This window comes from Pseudomonas mandelii, assembly GCF_024138395.1.
GTDB lineage: Bacteria > Pseudomonadota > Gammaproteobacteria > Pseudomonadales > Pseudomonadaceae > Aquipseudomonas > Aquipseudomonas mandelii_E.
Genome location: NZ_JAMYDU010000015.1, coordinates 105,216 through 125,349 on the forward strand (window position 1 = coordinate 105,216; position 20,134 = coordinate 125,349).

At 59.2% G+C, this 20,134-nt stretch carries 12 protein-coding genes; 2 read left to right on the top strand and 10 right to left on the bottom strand.

Annotation, left to right across the window (positions count from 1 at the left end; genetic code table 11):
• Positions 1-136 precede the first annotated feature (136 nt).
• The gene (locus tag NHU87_RS20355; protein ID WP_253551979.1) at positions 137-613 is read left to right on the top strand and encodes a hemerythrin domain-containing protein; all 477 of its coding nucleotides are present in this window, start codon (positions 137-139) and stop codon (positions 611-613) included.
• A gap of 133 nt (positions 614-746) precedes the next feature.
• Here the strand turns inward: NHU87_RS20355 and NHU87_RS20360 are convergent, their stop codons facing one another.
• From NHU87_RS20360 to NHU87_RS20375, 4 genes are all read right to left on the bottom strand, one after another.
• Entirely contained in the window at positions 747-2,669 is a 1,923-nt protein-coding gene (locus tag NHU87_RS20360) for a hybrid sensor histidine kinase/response regulator (protein ID WP_253551981.1), read from the bottom strand.
• Positions 2,670-2,770: 101 nt separating this feature from the next.
• A complete protein-coding gene (locus tag NHU87_RS20365) occupies positions 2,771-3,691 on the bottom strand; it encodes a zeta toxin family protein (protein WP_253551983.1) in 921 nt (306 codons plus the stop codon).
• Positions 3,692-3,818: 127 nt separating this feature from the next.
• Positions 3,819-6,098 (bottom strand): helicase C-terminal domain-containing protein, encoded by a 2,280-nt coding sequence (locus NHU87_RS20370; protein ID WP_253551986.1) that lies wholly within the window; start codon positions 6,096-6,098, stop codon positions 3,819-3,821.
• On the bottom strand, positions 6,095-7,762 hold the full coding sequence (locus NHU87_RS20375; RefSeq protein ID WP_253551988.1) for a VRR-NUC domain-containing protein: 1,668 nt from the start codon (positions 7,760-7,762) through the stop codon (positions 6,095-6,097). The genes NHU87_RS20370 and NHU87_RS20375 overlap by 4 nt, the downstream gene beginning before the upstream one ends.
• Before the next feature lie 209 nt (positions 7,763-7,971).
• Between NHU87_RS20375 and NHU87_RS20380 the strand changes: the two genes are divergently transcribed.
• The gene (locus NHU87_RS20380) at positions 7,972-8,196 is read left to right on the top strand and encodes a YgdI/YgdR family lipoprotein (RefSeq protein ID WP_253551990.1); all 225 of its coding nucleotides are present in this window, start codon (positions 7,972-7,974) and stop codon (positions 8,194-8,196) included.
• A gap of 41 nt (positions 8,197-8,237) precedes the next feature.
• Here the strand turns inward: NHU87_RS20380 and NHU87_RS20385 are convergent, their stop codons facing one another.
• The 6 genes from NHU87_RS20385 to eprS all read right to left on the bottom strand — a co-directional run bounded on the left by NHU87_RS20385 (position 8,238) and on the right by eprS (position 20,025).
• On the bottom strand, positions 8,238-9,443 hold the full coding sequence (locus NHU87_RS20385) for a DUF1624 domain-containing protein (RefSeq protein WP_253551991.1): 1,206 nt from the start codon (positions 9,441-9,443) through the stop codon (positions 8,238-8,240).
• Between the two features lie 74 nt (positions 9,444-9,517).
• The gene (locus NHU87_RS20390) at positions 9,518-9,892 is read right to left on the bottom strand and encodes a hypothetical protein (RefSeq protein ID WP_253551992.1); all 375 of its coding nucleotides are present in this window, start codon (positions 9,890-9,892) and stop codon (positions 9,518-9,520) included.
• Between the two features lie 271 nt (positions 9,893-10,163).
• Positions 10,164-12,017, bottom strand: a complete 1,854-nt coding sequence (locus NHU87_RS20395; RefSeq protein ID WP_253551993.1) for a polyurethane esterase — start codon at positions 12,015-12,017, stop codon at positions 10,164-10,166.
• Positions 12,018-12,114: 97 nt separating this feature from the next.
• Positions 12,115-13,815 (bottom strand): polyurethane esterase, encoded by a 1,701-nt coding sequence (locus NHU87_RS20400; RefSeq protein ID WP_253551994.1) that lies wholly within the window; start codon positions 13,813-13,815, stop codon positions 12,115-12,117.
• 23 nt (positions 13,816-13,838) lie between these two features.
• Positions 13,839-16,886 carry an autotransporter serine protease gene (locus NHU87_RS20405; protein WP_253551995.1) on the bottom strand — a complete coding sequence of 1,016 codons (3,048 nt, stop codon included), beginning with the start codon at positions 16,884-16,886 and terminating at the stop codon, positions 13,839-13,841.
• 181 nt (positions 16,887-17,067) lie between these two features.
• Entirely contained in the window at positions 17,068-20,025 is a 2,958-nt protein-coding gene (gene eprS / locus NHU87_RS20410) for an autotransporter serine peptidase EprS (RefSeq protein ID WP_253552021.1), read from the bottom strand.
• Positions 20,026-20,134: the final 109 nt, after the last annotated feature.

Below are 20,134 nucleotides of genomic sequence, written 5' to 3' on the forward strand. Positions count from 1 at the left end.
ATTCGATTACAACTCACTGTTTTTACAGGTTTTTTCTATAATGTTGAAACAGGCACGGGAAATGCTCCAGCAGTGTGAGCGACAACGGCAGGAAGACCGTTTGCGCATGACCCGTGACTAAACAAGAGGTTTGACCATGAACGCCATTGACCTGTTGAAATCTGACCATGAACGCGTAAAAGGCATCCTGGCCCAGTTGAGCGAATCCACTGAGCGTGGGGTTAAAAAACGCACCGAGTTGCTGGCCAAACTGGAAATGGAAATCAAGATCCATACCCGTCTGGAAGAAGAAGTCTTGTACCCGGCCTATAAAAAAGCCGGGGGCAAGGAACAGGACGTGATGTATTACGAAGCCAAGGAAGAACATCGCACCGTTGATACCTTGGTGCTTCCGGACCTGAAAACCACTGATCCTTCTACCCTCGAATTTGCCGGTCGAGTGAAAGTGGTCAAGGAGTTGCTGGAACATCACATTGAGGAAGAGGAAAAGGAAATGTTTCCTCAGGCAAAAAAATTGCTGGGCAACACGACACTCGACGAATTGGGTGCCGAAATGGAAAGCCTGAAAGCCCGCTACAAAAAAGAACTGGGCGCGCCCATTCTTGCTGCTTGATAGAGTTAAGTTAAAACGCGCATAGCCTGTAGGAGCGAGGCTTGCCCGCGAAGAATGCACCGCGGTTTTTCAGGTATTACGCGTCATCGTTCTTCGCGGGCAAGTCGGATCGCCGCACCGCTCGCTCCTACACTCACTTCATCGCCAAGGCAATGACTTCCACCAGATTGAGTTGGGTAAAAGGCTTGGACAGGCGCGGAAGTCTGGACGCGAAGCCTTCCAGGCGCTCGGCGTAACCGGTGGCGAGGATGATCGGCAGGTGCGGCCTCATGACCCGAATAGCCTGCGCCAGTTGCGCACCACTCATCTTGGGCATGACCATGTCCGTAATGACCAGGTCAAACTCATGCTCGCTGTCCAACAACTCCAGTGCCAGCGCACCGGACGCGGCACTGATCACCCGATGGCCCAGGTCTTCAAGCAACAGGCTGGTACTGGTCAATACCAGGCTGTCGTCGTCCACGACCAATACACACAAACGTGGCACCCGCGACACGGCGGTATCCTCGGTAACGGGATCGATAGTCGAGCCGGCGATAGCGACGGGTAACCAGAGTTCGGCCGTAGTGCCGACGTCCTTCTGGCTTTTCAGAATAAAGCGCCCACCCAGTTGCTCTGTAAACCCATGAACCATCGACAACCCGAGGCCCGTGCCTTTGCCGACGCCTTTGGTGGTAAAGAAGGGGTCCATTGCCGAGGCCAGGGTAACGTCATCCATGCCCTCCCCCGCATCCGTGACACTCAGGCAGACATAGCGGCCAGGCGAAAGGGACAATTTCGATTGATCGTGGATTTCTTCTGTTTGGGCTCTGATGACAAGTTTCCCACCGTCGGGCATGGCATCGCGGGCATTGGTCGCCAGGTTCAATACCGCCAGTTCGAGCTGATTGACGTCGGCCACGACCGGTTCAAGTTCAGGCGAAAAGCGGGTTTCTATGATGACCGCAGGCCCCAGAGAACTGCGCAACAGCCCGGTAATCCCTTGTATCAGCGACGGTATCTCGACCGATTCGGTCTTGAGCTCCTGACGCCTGGCAAACGCCAGCATGCGCTGAGTCAAGGAAACGCCGCGCAAGGCGCCTTGCGTAGCATTGTCGAGCAAGCGGGTAATTCTTGGATCGTCCGCCGCACGTTTGCGAACGACTTCCAGATTGCCCAGGATAACCGTCAGCAGATTATTGAAGTCGTGGGCAATCCCCCCGCTGAGTTGGCCGATGGCCTGCATTTTCTGCGCCTGAAACAACGCTTCGCGGGTTTGCTCGAGCGCTTGCTGGGCTTGTGTGACCTCGGTGATGTCCCGAGTAATCTTGGCAAATCCCAGCAACGTACCCGTTTCGCCCCAAATCGGGTCGACCACGACATGCGCGAAAAACCGCGTCCCGTCCTTTCGCTGGCGCCAGGCCTTGTTTTCGAATCGCCCCTCGCGTGTAGCAATCTCCAGCGCCCGTTGCGGTTCACCGGCTTCACGGTCTTCAGGGGTGTAAAACATCGAGAAATGTTGGCCGATGACTTCTTCGGGCCGGTAGCCCTTGATTCGCTGAGCCCCCAGATTCCAGTTGGTCAGGCGTCCATCCGGGGCGAGCATGTAGATGGCATAGTCACTGACGCTTTGCACCAGCAACCGGAACTGCTGCTCGCTTTGCTTGAGGGTTTCTTCGGCCATTTTGCGGTCGGTCAAATCCCGGGTGATCTTGGCAAAACCCAACAACTTGCCCGACGGATCGAGAATGGGATCGATGACGACATGGGACCAGAAAAGCGTGCCATCCTTGCGAACCCGCCAGCCTTCGCCCTCGAAACGCCCTTCGTTAATGGCGGTATCAAGAGCGCGCTGGGGCAGACCGGTTTTGCGATCCTCCTCGGTATAGAAACGCGAGAAGTGCTGACCGAGAATCTCCGCCTCTTCATATCCCTTGAAGCGTTTGGCACCGGAATTCCAACTGGTGATAATGCCATCGGGGTCAATCATGTAGATTGCGTAGTCGATCACAGCATCGATCAGCAGACGAAAGCGCATCTCCTCGATGGCGTTGGTCCTGGTCCGGTCATCGCTCATGGCTCCCTTCCCTTAGTGTTGTTCTTCTGGAGTATGCGACAAACCGCACGCTTGGAAATTCAAAAAACCAATACGTTGGTGTGTCGCAGTGACTCGACGGATTATCGGTACACGTATTTGACGATGTAGGCGTACAGATCGTTGTAGACAAAGTCAGGGACATGTTTAGCGTAGGTTTGGGTTTTGAGCAGTGCCAGGTGACATTCTTTTATCATTTCGTCGCGATCACTCATGGTGTAGATGTGATTGTCGATGATCGTCCCATAAGCGCTGTACGTATAAGGCGCGTTTGTTCCTGTGATGGTCAAGGCCCCGTCGGTGGCTTTGGTATAAGTGCTTTGAGCGCGCAAGGTTCGTTCCTTCAACGCTCCGAACCCTCGCTCGTACAAGGTGATTTGCGAGCCGCTGACCGCTTTGGCGGCCGTTTCGAAGGCAAGGATGATCGCTTGCGCGTTACTCATGCTGGCATTCAGCATCGACACCGTGACGAACCGTTCCATTTCCGTCTTTTCCAGGCTGTTCAGCGCTCTTTTGATGCTCGATGTATGAGCAAACTCTTGATTGCAGCCAACGATATGAGTCTCGAACTGGTAGCCGGCTGTCGTTGCCGTCGGTGGAAAGGCGGCGAAATCGATATTGTCGAAGGCACATTCCATGATGATGTTGTATTTACACTTGAATGCCTCTTCGAAGATCTTCGCGCAGACCTCCCGGACAAAGGCTTCCGTATGCTCATAAGCGTGTAGAACACCGAGATTGATCATCTCGGCGTATTGAGGGTGTTTTTTTCGATAGTCGGGCAAATACAGACGAACATAGTTGTCGTAGCGTTTGGAGGGCAGAAGGGTTTTTTCCAGCAGATACGTTTTACCTGACCCTTGCAGCCCGGCAACAATTAGCATTTTCGGGATTGCCTCGGCGGTGATGCCGGTGAATAGCGTCGCGGTGATTTCAGTGAATGCTGCAGTGACCTGCTCTGGGGTGTAAGTGTATTTCGGGGCTACATTCGGGGCTGCTGACATACCTTGATTTCCTTATCAAAGATTCGCTTGAAAGTGATTGTTGCCCTTTGAATAAAGCGCTGTTTCGTTGTTTGTTCAAATGAGCGTGTCTTTCAAGATATGTCGCTGTTTTATAACGTAATAATTCCTACAAAGCAGAAGGAAAATGCGCTGGCTCAACAGACCACCAACGCGGCAGCAATTGCTTGACCTTGCTCTCGCCAAACCGGTCATCGATCAGCATCACTACCCCTTGATCCTGCTGAGTGCGGATCACCCGCCCCGCTGCTTGCACGACTTTCTGTACGCCAGGAAACAGGTAGGTGTAGTCATACCCGGCACCGAAAATCGCCGCCATGCGCTGTTTCATCTGTTCGTTGACCGGATTCAGTTGCGCCAACCCCAGGGTAGCAATGAATGCACCAATCAACCGCGCGCCGGGCAGATCGATGCCTTCGCCGAACGCTCCACCCAGTACCGCAAACCCTACGCCCTGACTATGGACGGTAAATTGATCGAGAAACGCCTGACGCGGCCCTTCCCCCATTCCCCGAGACTGCGACCACAACGTGATGTGCGGATGCCGCTCGGCGAGTAACTGCGCCACTTGCTGCAAATAGTCGAAGCTGCTGAAAAATGCCAGATAATTACCGGGGCGCTGGGTGAACTGTTTGGCGATCAGCTCGACGATGGGCTCAAGCGACGCCTGACGATGGACGTAGCGGGTCGAAATCTGGCTGACGATATGCACTTGCAGTTGTTCGGCGCTGAATGGCGACTCCACATCAATCCATACCGTGTTTGCCGGTGTTCCCAGCAAGTCGGCGTAGTAGTGCCGAGGGCTCAGCGTGGCGGAAAAGAGCACAGAGCTACGCGCAGCAGTCAGGCGTGGGCGAATGAAAGCGGCGGGCACCACGTTGCGCAGGCACAGTTGCGACAGGTTGCGCTTGCGCTCGAGGTCGCGTTTGCTGATGTCGAACAGGAAGTGCTCATCGAACAGTTCAGCCACGCGGCCGAATTGCAGCATGTCGAAGTAAAAATTCCGCAAGCCGCTGTCCAGGCCCTGAGGGTAATCGTTCAGGTAGTCGCCGATGCTCGCGAAGCACAAGGACAGCGCCTGAAGCAGTTTTTCCGGGGCTTTGTCGTAGGCCTGATAGGGGCTCAGTTGCTGATCATGCAGGGCGTTCCATTCGCGATTGACCCGTTGCAAGGATTTCTTCAGCGGTTCAGGCGCGGTTTTTCGCACGCTGTTCAATGTCGCCTGGTCGAGGCTGGCGCTGTACATCTGCCGGCCACGCTCCACCAGGTTGTGAGCCTCGTCCACCAGTACCGCGACTTTCCAGTTATTGGCCTGGGCCAGCCCGAACAGCAATGCGCTGAAGTCGAAATAGTAGTTGTAGTCGGCGACGACCACGTCCGACCAGCGGGCCATTTCCTGGCTGAGGTAGTAGGGACAAATCTCATGCTGCAGGGCAACCTCGCGCAAGGCACTCTGGTTCAGCAGGCTCAGTTGGCTGGCCGCCTGACGCGCGGCCGGCAACCGATCATAAAAACCCTGGGCCAACGGGCAGGACTCGCCATGACAGGCCTTGTCCGGGTGCTCGCAAGCCTTGTCCCGGGCGATCATCTCGAGCACTCGCAATGGCGGAGCATCGGCGCTGTCGAGGATGACCTGAGCGGCGTCCAGCGCCAATTTGCGCCCCGGGGTTTTCGCCGTGAGGAAAAACACCTTGTCCAGTTGCTGCGGCGCCAGGGCCTTGAGCATCGGGAACAACGTGCCAACGGTCTTGCCAATACCGGTCGGCGCCTGGGCCATCAGGCAGCGACCGGTGCTGACAGCCTTGAACACCGATTCGGCCAGATGCCGTTGCCCGGGACGAAAATCGGCATGGGGAAATGCCAGCTGTTGCGCCGCCAGATTGCGTCCTTCGCGATGGGCCATTTCCTGCTCGGCCCAGTGCAGGAACAACCCGCAATGGTGTTCGAAAAACAGCTGTAATTCGGCGGCGCTGAAGGCTTCGACCAGACAGGTTTCCTTTTCGCTGACGATGTCGAAGTACACCAGCGCCAGATTGATCTGCTCCAACTGCAGTTTCTGGCACATCAACCCACCGTAGATCTTCGCCTGCGCCCAGTGCAGTTGCCGGTGGTTGGCCGGTTGTTTGCTCAGGTCGCCACGGTAGGTTTTGACTTCTTCAAGGCAGTTTTGCGCCGGATCGTAGCCGTCTGCCCGGCCCTTCACCGTCAAGGTTCGATACTGGCCCTCGAGCGCGACTTCATTCTGGTAACCCTCGCTGCGCCGTGATGCCACGGTGCGATGCCCGACGATGCCTTCCAGCGCGGTTGGCGAGGGGGTGAAACGCAGGTCGAGGTCGCCGACCTTGGCGGTGAATTCACACAGCGCCCGCACCGCAATGCTGTAGCTCACGCGCCCTGCTCCGCCCATTGCACGTAGCAGACGGCGACCGGCATCTGGTGCTCGTGACAGAATTCCAGCCAGCGCAATTGATTGTCTTGCAGGCGATCACCGGGGCCTTTGACTTCGATCATCCGGTAGGTTTTGTCTTGCGGCCAGAACTGAATCAAGTCCGGCATGCCAGCGCGGTTGGCCTTGATGTCGAGCAGCAGTCGATTGAACCAGTGTTTGAGGTGTTCGGCGGGCAGACAGTCGAGCGCCTGCTCCAGCAGTTCCTCGGTCAGCGCGTCCCAGAATACGAACGGTGACTGCACGCCCCACTTGGCGCTGTAACGCTCGCGAACCGTGTGCACATAACGTCCGTCATCGAGTTCGGCGAGGCAGGTCTGGAACAAATCCGCGCGCCGCGCATGAAAATCTTCGTTGAGCAGGTCCACCGGCCCACGCTGGAACGGGTGAAAAAACGCCCCCGGCAAGGGCGCGAAGATCGCCGGCCAGCACAGCAACCCGAACAGTGAATTGATCAAGCTGTTCTCGACGTAATGCACCGGCGCCGAATCGTCCGCCAGGTGCGCCTGAACACAAGACTCCACCGACAACGCCGGATCGTGCCGGGGCAGCTGCAGGTCCAGGCGTTGCATGGCGCGAGGGGCTGGCCGCTTGATAGGCGGCCCACCCAACTTGCGCCGCAGTCTGGGCAGCACACGTAATAAATGCTGATGCTCGGCGGCGCTTTCCGGGGCTTGCTCGGCGTGGGCGGCCAGATCCATCGCCAGTTGGTATTCAGCGCAGCGCTCTAGCACGCGGATCAACCGCAGACGCGCGCCGGGGTAATCGCACTTGCGGTAGAGGCTTAGGGCAGTAGAAAAATCCGCGACGCGTTCGCAGTACTGACCGATCTGGAACAGCAGTTTGCCCCGACGTTTTTGCAGCCAGGGATTGTCGAGCTGCAGCCCGTTGATCTGCTCGACAATTGCCGCCACATCTTCACCGCCCTCGAAACGCTGCTGGCAGAAGTGCAGAAACAGGCAGGCATCGACGTCCTCGCGACTGCGCAACCCTCGGGACTCGGCGCAGAACTCGACTTTCTCGTAGGTAAAGATGCCGAGGTCGGCCAGCACGAATTCCGACCAGTCCTGGTAAAGGTTGCCGAAGAACATCAGCCGCAGCCGGTCGCACAGGCCCATGACGGTCAGGCTGAACAATCGGTCATTCAGCGGCGGACACCACTGGGCAAAACTTTGCGCTTCGGGAAACTGCTCGCTCAGGGGCGGCAGCCAATCGGTCTTCTTGCCTTTCGGCTGATCGATGACACTGCCAAAGCACTGGAGAATCTCGGCCTTGAGCAATACCTCGAACAAGTCCTCGATGTGCAACGGCGACTGATCATCGACCCAGCCCGATGCCAGCAGCGGCGCCGCAGCGTTGTCGATGTCGCCAATCTCGTCGTAATTCAGTTTACCCGCCCTGAAATGCACGCCCTTGCGCATCACCAGCCTGACCAGCAGCGCTTGGGACTCGCGGGGCAGTCGATTGAAGTCGCGGATGAAATCCTGTTCCTCGACGCTCAATACATCGGCATAACGATGTTCAAGCCAATCAAGCACTTGCATGAAGTTGTTCAAGTAATAGAACGGGTCATCGAGAGGATCTACAATCACGGGCAAAAGGGCCATGGCAAACGAGTACTGGTTATGCGTACAGATACCAGTTATGCCCTACTCGGTGCAAATGGAAAAGGATCAGTGGCGACGCTATTCGGCAATTTTCGGGTGGCCATCGAACTTTCTGCCATTCCATCGCACCAACGGCGTTAGAGGCACAGTGACGATCGATCTCGAGCGAGGCGTTCGCGCTGTTTTTTTTGAGTGATGGAGAGGTGTGTATGAATATCAAGACGCTGGGTTTGCCCCTGGCAGTAGCGGCCTTTATGGCCCTGGCCGGTTGCTCGACGCCAACGGTTGTGACCCTGCAGAACGGCACCCAGTATTTGACCAAGGACATGCCGAACACCAAGACCGAGGATGGCTTCTACGAATTTGAAGATATTTCCGGGGCGAAGGTGAAAGTCCGGGCCGATGAAGTGGCCACGGTTCGCAAGGAAGACTGATCCCCTGGTTGCCCGCGTTGTTGTCAACGCGGGCAGTCCAATCAGAGGTATTTAAGAATCGCGATGTCGCGACGGCGCTGTTTGAGATTGGCGAACCAGCGCGTCGGGAAGAACAACAACACCCCGAGGATCACGCTCCATAGCCAGACCATGGGCAGGCTATCGAAGCCATAATAAGTGCCCTGATTGGTGCCCCAAATCGCGACGGCCACCAAGTACATCGCCTTGAGCACGTACAGGTGCAGCAAATAGAAAAACATCGGCGCACCGCCGTAGATCGCCAAGGTCGCGGTGGACCAGCGATCCTGGGCTTTCTCGAACAACGCCAGAAGAATCAACCCCAGACCCAGCGTCGGCATCAGGAACATCAGCGACGGTGGGTACTTCTTCGCACTCATGAAACTCATGAACGTGCGCAGCGACTCACCGGTTTGCACCCAAGGCTTCTCGCCATAAACATTCAAGTAGCGGATGAACACGAAGGCCACCAGCAGGCCGCAGCCGACTTTCAGCAACCGCGAAATCCGCTCCGCCGATGCCATGTCCTTGCCGAACCATGGCCCGATGGCCCAGCCCAGCAGAATCACCCCGATCCACGGCAACACCGGATACGTGGTGCGGGCCCGAGTGAACTCGGTGAGGTCGATGAACACGCGCTGATGCAGGATTGACCACGGCACGAAGAACGGCGACTCCGGCCCTGCGGTCACACCGTCGAGCAGGTTGTGCCCGGCGACAATCGCTACCCCGAGCACTATTAACCAACCGCGCTTGAAGTGCAGCAACCCGGCGAGCACGATCATGCAGATTCCGATGCACCAGATCACTTGCAACCACAACGTCTTGGGCGGGAACTCGGCGTTCCAGGCGAAGCACACGAACGTAAGCTCCAGGAACACCAGGAACAGCCCGCGCTTGAGCAGGAACACCGACGTCTCGTTGGCCGTATGTTTCTGGCTGTAGAGCCAGGCCGACAAACCGGTGAGGAAGATGAACACCGGGGCGCAGATTGTGCTCAGCAGTCGGGTGAAGAACAGGTCCGGGGTCACGCTCAAGGCATCGATCGGGTCGGTCACCTGGCGGTGCAGCAAAAAGGTTTCCCGCACATGGTCGACGAGCATGCAGAGCATGACGAAGCCGCGCAGGGCATCGATGGCGAGCATTCGGGTGTTGGTTTTTACAGCGCTGGAGGCAAGCGCAGAAGAAACACTTCCCGCCTGCCCTGCCACGCTTGTGGATAGGGTCATATCAGTCACTCATGTCGTGGTCAGTGGGCTCAGCCCTGTTGCTTCAGCCTGGCAACGCCTGTTGCGATCATTGCTCAGTGAATCCCTGGAATACTGTTATCGCAGGAAATGGACTGCCCTCCATGCCGGATCAGTCGTTCCTGCATCCGCCGGCAACGTTCCAGTTCCTGCTGCATCGAACGATCGATGCTGATATTGCCGGTCTTCTCCGGTTGTTTACCGTCGCCCAGGCGCACTGTCACCCAGGGCTGTTCCGGCTGGATTTGAAAGCGACTTTTTTCTTCGATGGGTTTCGCAGGTTTGGCGGTTTCGATCGCGACCGGTTTCGGCAGTTGATCCGAGGTGACCCCATAACGGGTCAGAATCGAGCTTTGAGGCAGTTCTGCGGCGGCGGTTGCCGATAACAAGGCCAGCGCCAGACCGAAGGTGTTCCTCTTGCTGTTACTCACGTTGCTAAATCTCCTGTACTCAATGGCGGCCTGCAGCGCCAGCGTTATAGTATAACGCATATGTGGGCTGATGGTTTAGTGCCAGTTCCTGTTGGTGCAGGTATTGGAGTCCGGGAGTGACCGGTGAGTCACCGATCTACCGCGTTATCGTTCATCGCGGGCAAGCCAGCTCCCACAGGGATTTGATGCGGACACAGCTTTTGTGAACATCACCAACTACTGTGGGAGCGGGCTTGCCCGCGATAGGGCCCTGACAGGCGCCCCGCTAAACTCAGGCGATCACAATCCCCCCACTGGACAAACTGTCCAGTCCGACACCCACCAGGGTCACCGAATCAGTGCCGAATGTGAGCAGCGTATCCTGCCCCACCGCGGTGGCATGGGCCCGGTAATCATCGTTCGGCGCAACGCCCTGAACCCCGAGGAACACCAGTTTGTCGTTGGCTTGATAGCCCACCACCCGGTCCTGGCCAAACGCGCCGCTGAACAGAAAGGTATCGATCCCACCGCCCGACTCCATCAGATCATTACCCACCCCGCCGACAAACACGTCGTTGCCAGTGCTGCCGAACAAATGGTCGTTGCCATCGAAGCCAAACAGCCAGTCGCCGGTAGCGTGTGCGTTGAGGGTATCGGCGCCGGTCGTGCCCTTCACGCTTGAGGCGTATTGGGTCAGGTTGCCGCCGGCCGCAAGGCCATTGGCGGTGACGCTGTGGGTCACGTCATCCTTGAACACGCCCCAAAGAAAACCCGGCTCCTTAGTCACGATGCTACCGATGTCGCGGGTGATGCTGATGCCGCCATTGGCATCGCGCACGTACAGGTTGCCGGCGCCGTCATTGGCGAAGACGAAGTTCTTCACCGACTGCTGCAGGTCCAGCACATTGCTGCCCTTGCCTCCCGACAGGATGTTGTAGCCACCGTCATCGCGGAAGGTGTCGTTACCGTCGCGGCCTTCCAGGTAGTCGCTGCCCTTGCCGCCCTGAATCAGGTCATTGCCGTCGCTGCCGATGATGAAGGTACTGCCTTTGTGGGTTTCGGCGTTGCGGTTCAAGTCCTGGACCCAGGTGTTGCTGCGCGCCGGGTCCGAGAGGTTGGCGACGATGATGGTCGAGTCTTTGCTGGTCAGTTCGTAGAACTGCGACTCCAGCACCCGGGTCATGCCGTCGCCGTAAGCGGTGGGCAAATGCGAGATCCAGGTCGGGATGTTGAGGATGGAATACGGCAGCACATTCCACGCCGTCGAAGCGTAGTGGTCGTTGAAGCTGACGATGTTATCGGTCGTCGAATCCTTGGCGGCATCGTGCACGCCCACCGAGGACAGGTTGAACGTCGAGCCATCGAGGGCGCGGAACACCGGGTCGTTTTCATAACCGATGTTCAGTACTTTGTCGCTGCTGCTTTGGGTCGGTGAGGCGTAGGCGATGTAGTTGGAATCCTGGTAAAACCCGGACCACTTATCGCTGCTCAAGTCCGCCAGGCTATTGACCGCCAATCCGCCGAGGCTGTGGCCGCTGACCAGCAAGTCTTTGCCCGACAGGCCATTGGCCTGGGCAAACGCTGCAACGTCAGCGAGCAAATTGCCGAAGGCTTCGGCCGCGTAGTTTTTTGCGTAATCCTTGGGCCCTAGCGCTGCCATCAGATCGTTGATCACGTCGCCGATGGAGTCGCCGATCTGGATTTCTCGCGGGCCGCTGGTGCCACGAAAGGCGATGCCGATTTCAGTGAGATGACCCTGGGCGTCGTACTTGCCGAGGATCTCCACTTGGGCGCTGGTGTAACCGGCCTTCTCGCCGAAGAAGGTTCCGCGAGCGTCGGTCTTGCCGTCATAGCCCAGTTGCGCGGCGGTGATTGGCGTCCAGCCGGCTTGTTGCACGGCGTCGAGTGCGGCCTTTTCCGAATCGGGGTTCCAGGGAATGCCGGGGATGACGCCCTGGGAATCGGTGCCACCGATCAGTGCGGTAACCAGGGTTGCCGGCAAGCCCAGGCCGAAGCCGTTTTGCTGGTAACCGGTGGCGAAACCGTTGTCGAGGTTGTGATAGGAATACAGCGTGATCGCCATGGCGTCGCTGAACAACGCCTTGGAGTCTGCTGTGCCGAAGTTTTTGTAGTCATACACACCCATTGGTATTGCCTCTCTCTTTGTTGGAATTGTCAGAGATAGCTCACAGCCAGGACGCCTCGATCACGAGGCGCCCCGGAGCATTTAGTGCATGCAGCTTTTACGCAAACGTAATTCCCGAAGCCGAAAGATTATCCAGACCTACGCCCACCAGCGTTACGGCGTAATCGCCAATCTTGAGCACAGTGTCGTTGCCGGCCTGTGACGCGTGCTGGGTGTAGTCATAGCCCTGCCCCGCGCCCTGGACACCCATGAAAACCAGTTTGTCGCTGCCCTGGTAGCCATTGATCGCATCGAAGCCGAAGGCGCCGCTGAACAGGAACGTGTTGTTACCGCCCCCCGAGGCCTGCATCACGTCATTGCCCGTGCCACCGACGAAGGTCACGTGGCTTTTGTCGCTGCGCAGCAGATCGTCGCCGGCGTTGCCGAACAACCAGTCACCGTCGACGCTGGCCACCAGCGTGTTGCCGTAGGCATCGCCATTGAGCGAGTGGTTGTAATGGGTCAGTTCCGTGCCGTTGAGCAAGCCATTGGCGGTGACGTTGTAGGTGATGTCCTTGCTGCCCCACCACGAACCCGATTCCTTGCTCACCAGCGCGCCGATGTCGCGGGTCAGGCTGATCCCGCCGTAGGCATCGCGCACGTACAGCGTGCCGTCACCGTCATTGGCAATGCTGAAGTTCTGCAACGGTTTCTGCAGCTCGAAGGTGTTGCTGCCCTTGCCGCCCAACAGCAGGTTGTAACCACCGTCATCGCGGAACCGGTCGTTACCATCACGGCCTTCGATGAAGTCATTGCCCGCGCCGCCCTTGAGCAAGTCATTGCTGTCGGTGCCGATGATAAAGGTGGTGCCGATGTGGGGCTCGCCGCTGCGCCCCAGGTCCTCGACCCAGGTGGTGCCTCGGGACGATTCCGACAGGTTGGACACGATCAGCGTCGAGTGCTTGTCGGTAAGGTCGTAGAAGCGCGAGTCGATCACCCGGTTCAAGCCGTCGGCATAGCCCAACGAACCGTGGGCCGACCAGTTCAGCGGATTGAGGATGCTGAACGGCACCAGGTTCTGCGCAGTGGAGGCGTACTGATCATTGAAGTTGACGATGTTGTTGGTCGCCGAATCCTGATGACCGTCGTGCTTGCCCAGCGAGCCACTGCTGAAGGTGGTGCCGTCGAGCACGCGAAACACCGGGTCATTCTCGTAACCAATGTTCAGCACATTGTTGCCGGTGGCGCTTTGGGTCGGCGAGGCGAACGCAATGTAGTTGGCGTCCTTGAAGAAACCGCCCCAGTTATTGCTGCTCAGTTCCGCCAGGCTGTTAACGCCTAACCCGCCGAGGCTGTGCCCGCTGACCAATACGTCCTTGGCACTCAAGCCGTGGGCGATGGCAAACGCGGCGACGCTTTTCAGCAAAGTGTCGAAGGCGTTTTTTGCATAGTTCGTTGCGTAATCCACCGGGCCGACCGCGGCCAACAGGTTATTTTTCATGTCGCCGAAGGTGTCGCTGTAGCCCAGACCGCCGGTGCCACGGAAGGCGATACCGATGCCGATCAGCTTCCCTGCCCCGTCGTATTTACCGAGGATTTCGGCTTCGGCGCTGGTGAAGCCGTCCTTCTCACCATAGAAGGTGCCTTGAGCGCCGACATTGCCCTGATAGCCCAGCGCTGCCGCGCCAATCGGCGCCCAAGCGGTCGCCGGCAGTGGCTGGCCGGTCGGCGTGTACGCGTAGAGCGTCAGCGCGATCGCGTCGGAGTACAGCGCCTTGCCGGCCTCACCGCCGGCATTTTTGTAATCAAACAGTCCCATGTTCTTGCTTCCTTAGCGTCAAATCAGAACTGCCAGTCCAGGGTCAGGCCCACACCGTGGTCTTTTTCCCGGGAGCCGAGCAGCCCGTTGTAATCCAGGTTCAAACGGGTATCGCTGCCCAGCGCCAAGCCGGCACGGGCACCGACCACCGCGGCATTGCGGTCCATGGACACGCTTTGCACGCTGAACGCGGTGTTGCCGTTGACGAAGGCCAAGTGGTCTTCGGAACGGGTGTTGCTCAGGTTGTGCTGCCAGCCGAGCGTGCCGGACAGTTCCAGCTGTTGCTGGTCGGACAGCGCAATGGCTTTGCTCGCCCGCAAGCCAAGAGTCGAAAGCACCACGTCGCGGTTGTTTTCACCGCCCTTGAGCGCGGCGGCATCACCTTTTTCGCTGAAGCTTTCAGTGTTCAAGTGCACGTACGCCAGATTGACGAATGGCTCCAGAGCGACCGGTTGCAGGTCCAGGCGATACGCCGCTTCGGTGAACAGTTGCGCGGAGGTCGCATCGCGTTTGGATTTCTGCTTGCCGCTGACGCCGTTAAATTGCAGGTCACGTTTGACGTCGATGCGATGCCAGCTGTAAGCGCCGCCGACGCTCAGGCGCAGCGCGTCGATTTCATGGCCCAGGTACGCACCCAAGTGGTAGCTGTCGACCGAGGCCGACGAATGCGTGCCATCGCCCATGCTCAACGAACTGTCGCTATAACCGGTGACGAAACCCAGTCGCGTATCTTCAGTGATCAAGCCATCGACGCCGGCCAGTAGCCCGCCGATGGAGCTGTTGGAACTGGCGTTGTCATGCCCGCCATCGCTCTTGCCCCAGGCGCCGAGCACTTTGAGCCAGGCGTTGCTGCGATCATCGGTGGGTGCCCCGGCGTCGAACAGATCGTGCTCACGCAGACGCTCGCCGACTGCATCGCGCAGGTAACGGCTGTCGTTGATCAGCAGCGTGCCGATTGCCGGATGAATCTCGCCGGACAATTGCTGGAATGCTTGTTGCGCGACAGCGGCGGTCGGCGACAGCAGCAGGGTTTCGTAGAGCGGATTGCCTGCGCCCAGTTGCTCGGCGGCAGCGGCCACAGCGCGTTGGTTCGGAGTTTGGCCAGCGCTGGTGAAGGACGTCGCGTTACGCACCACTGCCAGTTGAATGCCGCTAGCCGAGTAGTCGAGGGTGCCGCCGAGGAACAAGTAATCCGGCACCACCGCACCGAAGCGCCCTTCGATTCCGCCGGCCGCTTGCAGGATGTTGTACTGATTGCCGAGCAGGGATTTCGCTTCGCTGGTGGTCAGCAGTGTCGGGCTGTTTTCCAGAGACAGACTGACGGTTGCGCCCTCGATGACCGCCTTGCCGCCGGCGATGATCTGGTCGCTGCTGGTGGGCGACAGCTCTACGGCATAGGTCGAACCAGGTTCAAAAACCACATCACCCGCCACCTGCAAAGTGCCGATGGAATTGCCGGGGGCCACGGTACCGCCGCTTTTCGCGGTCAGCGCCGCGATGCTGCCGTTACCGCCGAGGATCCCGCTGTTATTGACAGTGACTGCCGACAGCAGCGAACCATTGATCGCCAATCGGCCCTGATTGACCAGGGTCGGGCCGGCGTAGGTATTGGCGCCGGTCAGCACCAGTGTGCCGATACCCTGCTTGGTCAGCCCGCCATGGCCGGAAATGTCGTTGCGCCAGACGTCGAGCCCGCAGTGCACGTCATTGCACACACGCTCGGTGGGTTTGCCGGCATCGATGATTGCGCCGATGCCCGGCAAATCCGCGACAAACTGGCTGGAGCCATAGGCGCCTTCGATGCGGAATTCCTCCGGAATGTCCTGTTCGGTCACGAACATCGCCGGGCCATCGATACCTTTGCGCAGGTTGATCATGCCCCAGCCGTACAGCAAGTCGACGCCGGGTGCGCCGAGGTCGGTGGCGGTGGTGCGCAGCACGCTGGCGACTTGCGCGCCGGTCATGTACGGGAAGCGTTCCATCAACACCGCCACCGCGCCTGCAACGTGCGGCGCCGCCATGGAGGTGCCGTTGTAATTGGCGTAGCCGGTGGTCAGGTCAGCGGCATTGGTGCCGCTGATGATCGAGCTGTAGATCCGGCTGCCCGGTGCCGACACGCAGAAACTTGCGGTGTAGCCGCAGCGCGACGAGAAGGTACTGATGTTGTAAGGATCGGGGCTGCTGGTGTCCGGGTTCCTCTGCAACGCGGCCACGGTCATCCAGTTCGGCGCGATCTCCGGGACGAAGTAACCGAGGCCGGCGATGGCGTCCGGGTTGTTGAGGTTGTAGTCGTTGCCTGCGGCGAAGATCGTCACGATGCCGCTGCGGGCCGCCGCGATGGCGCCGTCGTAGGCACCGCCGGGTTTGGTCCCCAGCAAGGTCTGGATCTCGTTGAATTGCAGTTGCGCGTCTTGCACGGTGAAGTGTGGGTACGCCGGGTCACGGCCTCCGAGGTCGAAGCGGTCGGTGATGCCGATGCCCCAGCTGTTGTTGATGATCCGCGCGCCGCTGGCGATCAGGGCATCCCAACCAGCCTTGTACACCGCGCCGTCGTTGCCGCGAATGATCCCGTCTTCCGGGCCCGGGTCGCCGTTGTCGGCGCTAATGATCTGCGCGCCAAAAGCGACACCGTGCATCGGCCCGCCATCGCGACTGCCCGCGGCGATCCCGCCAACGTGGGTGCCATGGGCGCCGAGTTTGCCGTTGGAGCCCACCGAGGGTGAACCGTCATAAAGAAAGGCGTCCCCGGCTTTGACCGGGATGTACGGGTCGGTGTATTCGCGGATGCCGCTGGTGACCAGCGTGATCACCTTATTGGCCCCGGAAAACTCCGGGTGCAAGGCGTAAACCGGTTGATCAAAAATCCCCAGCTTCACCCCTCTGCCGGTATAACCGGCGGCGTAGGCCTCCTGAGCATTGATCGCCCCCAGGCCCCAGTCGGCGTTGAACTCTGTGCTGCGCCAGCTATCGGGATCGCCTGTCCTGCCGTTTTCCACATAGGGCGCCGCGTATGCGGTGCCCAGGGTGGCCAATGCGCAGAGCAAGGCAAGGTTGTTGTACTTGTTATTCATCGAACTACCGTCCTTAGTTGTGTTGCCAAAATCCTTGTGGCCAGAGGCCCGCCCAATTCCTGTAGGAGCGAGGCTTGCCCGCGAAGGCGGTGTGTCAGTCAACATCAATGCTGAATGTCCCGGCCCTTTCGCGGGCAAGCCTCGCTCCTACAGGGGTTGCGTGTTCCAGCCCTTTACCGCGTTAAAACTGCCAATTGAGACTCAGCCCGACGCCGTGGCTCTTCTCGCGGCTGGCCAGTTGGCCGGTGTAATCGAGGTTCAGCCGAACATCCCGGCTCAAGGCCAGGCTGGCATGGGCGCCCACCAGCGCCGCATCGCGAACCAGTGGCGAGCTTTCCACCACGAACGGAGTGCCACCGCTGGCGAACGCCAGGTGTTCCTCGGAATCGGTATTGCTCAGGTTGTGCTGCCAGCCGAGGCTGCCGCTCAAGTCCAGCTGTTGCTGACCGGACAGCCTCACCGTTTTCAGTACGCGCACGCCCAGGGTGCTGAGTACCGCGTCCCGCCGATCGCCACTGCTTTTGAGCGCCGCGGCGTCACCTTTTTCGGTGAAGCCCTCAGTGTCGAGGTGCACGTAAGCCAGATTGGCGAACGGTTCCAAGGCCAGTGCTTGCAGGTTCAAGCGATAGGCCGCTTCGCCGAACACCTGGGTAGTCCCGGCGTCGACCTTGGCTTTCTGTTTGGCGCTGACGTCACCGTATTGCAGGTCACGTTTGACGTCGGCCCGATGCCAGCTGTAGGCACCACCGGCGCTCAGGCGCCAGGCGCCCATTTCGTGGCCGGCATAGGCGCCCAGGTGATAACTGTCGACCTGTGCTGATGAGTGAGTTCCAGAGCCCATGCTGACCGAGCTGTCGCTATAACCGGCGACCAGGCCTACACGGGTTTGGTCATCCACCGCACCATCGACACCCGCCAGCAAACCGCCAATCGAGGTTGTGTAGCCGGCGGTGTCGTGGCTGTCATCGGTCTTGCCCCAGGCGCCCAATGCCTTGATCCAGCCATTGCTTCGGGAAGCATTGGCTTCATTGAGACGCTCACCCACCGCATCGCGCAGATAACGACTGTCGTTGATCAGCACCGAGCCCAGCGCCGGATAGATTTCCCCCGACAACTGCTGGAAGGCCTGTTGCGCCGAACTGGCGGTCGGCGACAGCAGCAGGCTTTCGTACACCGCGTTGCCCGCGCCAAGCCCTTCCACCACGCCGGCGACAGAACGCTGATTCGGCGTTTGCCCGACGCTGGCGAAGGTTGTGGCGTTACGCTCCACGCTCAGCTGAATGCCGGTCGCGGCGTAATCGAGGCTGCCGCCGATGAACAGGTAGTTGGGCAGCACCGCGCCGAACTGGCCTTGAATCCCGCCCGCCGCTTGCAAGATGTTGTACTGATTGCCCAGCAGGCTTTGCACTTGTTGGGTGCTGAGCAAGGTCGGGCTGTTTTCCAGGGAAAGGCTCACGGTGGCGCCGCTGATCGTGGCCGTACCGCCCGCAATGATCTGGTCACTGCTGGTGGGTGACAGTTCGACGGCATAAGTGGAACCCGGCGCAAACGTCACATCGCCGCTGACTTGCAACGTACCGATGGAATTACCGGGCGCCACGGTGCCACCGGCATTGGCGGTCAAGGCAGCGATTCGTCCGTTACCGCCGAGGGTGCCGCCGTCATTGACGGTCACCGCCGACGTCAGTGAGCCGTTCACCGCCAGCAAACCGCCGTTAATCGTGGTCGGGCCGCGATAAGTGTTGTCGCCAGTGAGCATCAACCGTCCGGCACCGGACTTGATCAGGCTGCCTGCGTAGACTCGGTTGGCGGCGGCGGAGTCGCGCGCCATGCCTACCGCATAATCGGTCTGATCCTGCTGACTGGCACCAGCCGGCACACCATTCTCCCAGCCCTTGTCCTTCAACGTCTGTTGCCAGGCGCTGCGTTCGGCGGCGTCTTCGGCCTGACGCTGAATCAGCGCCTTGTCCGAAATGTCATTGCTCCAGATATCGCTTTGCCCTGTCACCAGATTGGCGTCGAACGCCCCGAGCAATTGCCCCGGGCCGCGCATTGCCCGTTCAAGGTTGGCCACGCCCCAACCGATGCGCGTACTCGGTGCGTCGGTGACCGAACCGTCGAGCTGAGTCGCGGTGGTCAGCAGCACTTCCAGCGCCTGCTGATTGTTCATGTATGGATAGCGTTCCATCACCAGCGCCAATGCCCCGGTGGCATGCGGCGCGGCCATGGAGGTGCCGGATTTGATCGCGTAACCGCCGCCGGGAATGGTGCTGTCGATCTTCGCGCCTGGGGTGGTGATGCACCAATACTTGGCGATCCCGCATTGGTTGTATTTCTGCTGATTGCTTTGATCCAGCCCCGACACTGCCAGCCAGTGGCCTTCCAGGTCCGGCTGAAAATACGGCAAGGCCGAACGCACGCTGGCATTCGGGTAACCACTGTTGCCGGCACTGAACACGTTGATCACGCCGCGCCGCGAAACGTCGGCGGCGGCATCGAGCCAGGTGCCTTTGTTCCAGTGCTGGGCGTAGGCGGCATGCAGGTCATCGAGGGTTCGGTAACTGACGTCCGGTGGCTGGCTGCCCCAGCTGTTGTTGATTGCACGGACACCGGCATCCGCCAAGGCGTTATAGACCGCTGTGAAGTAGCGCCGGTCGGGGTTGGGGCCGAACAGGAAACTGTCGTTCTTGTTGGTGTTGCCGACGTAGATTTGCGCGTTGTAGGCCACGCCGTGCATGCCGCTGCCATCCCGGGAAGCGCCCATGGTGCCGGTGACATGGGTGCCGTGGGAATCGTTGTTGGTGTTGAGCGTGCCGTCGACGTTGAATGCTGAGCCGTCGACATAGCTGCCGCTGGCCGTGACCGCGTGATAACGCTCGGCGGCAAATTCGGGATGGCTGGAATCGAAACCGGAATCCAGCGCGCCGATTTTCACGCCTTTGCCGGTGATGCCGGCGGCGTAGGCTTGATCGGCCTGCATCCGCGCCAGGCCCCAATCGCGCTGGAACTCTGCCGAGCGCCAACTGGCGGGGTCGCCGGGTTTACCGGTTTCCAGATAAAGCGCCTGGGCTGGGCCTGGTCCTAATGAAATCAAGAGCAATAGCGTGCCGACCGACATCGGCTTGATCTGTACGTCCATGTTCATGACTCTCGCTTTTTTGGCGTTTTTAGAGTTGTAGTCCCGGTTCTGGGCGCGGTGGTGCTAAGCACATCCTGTAGCAGCTGCCGAAGGCTGCGTTCGGCTGCGC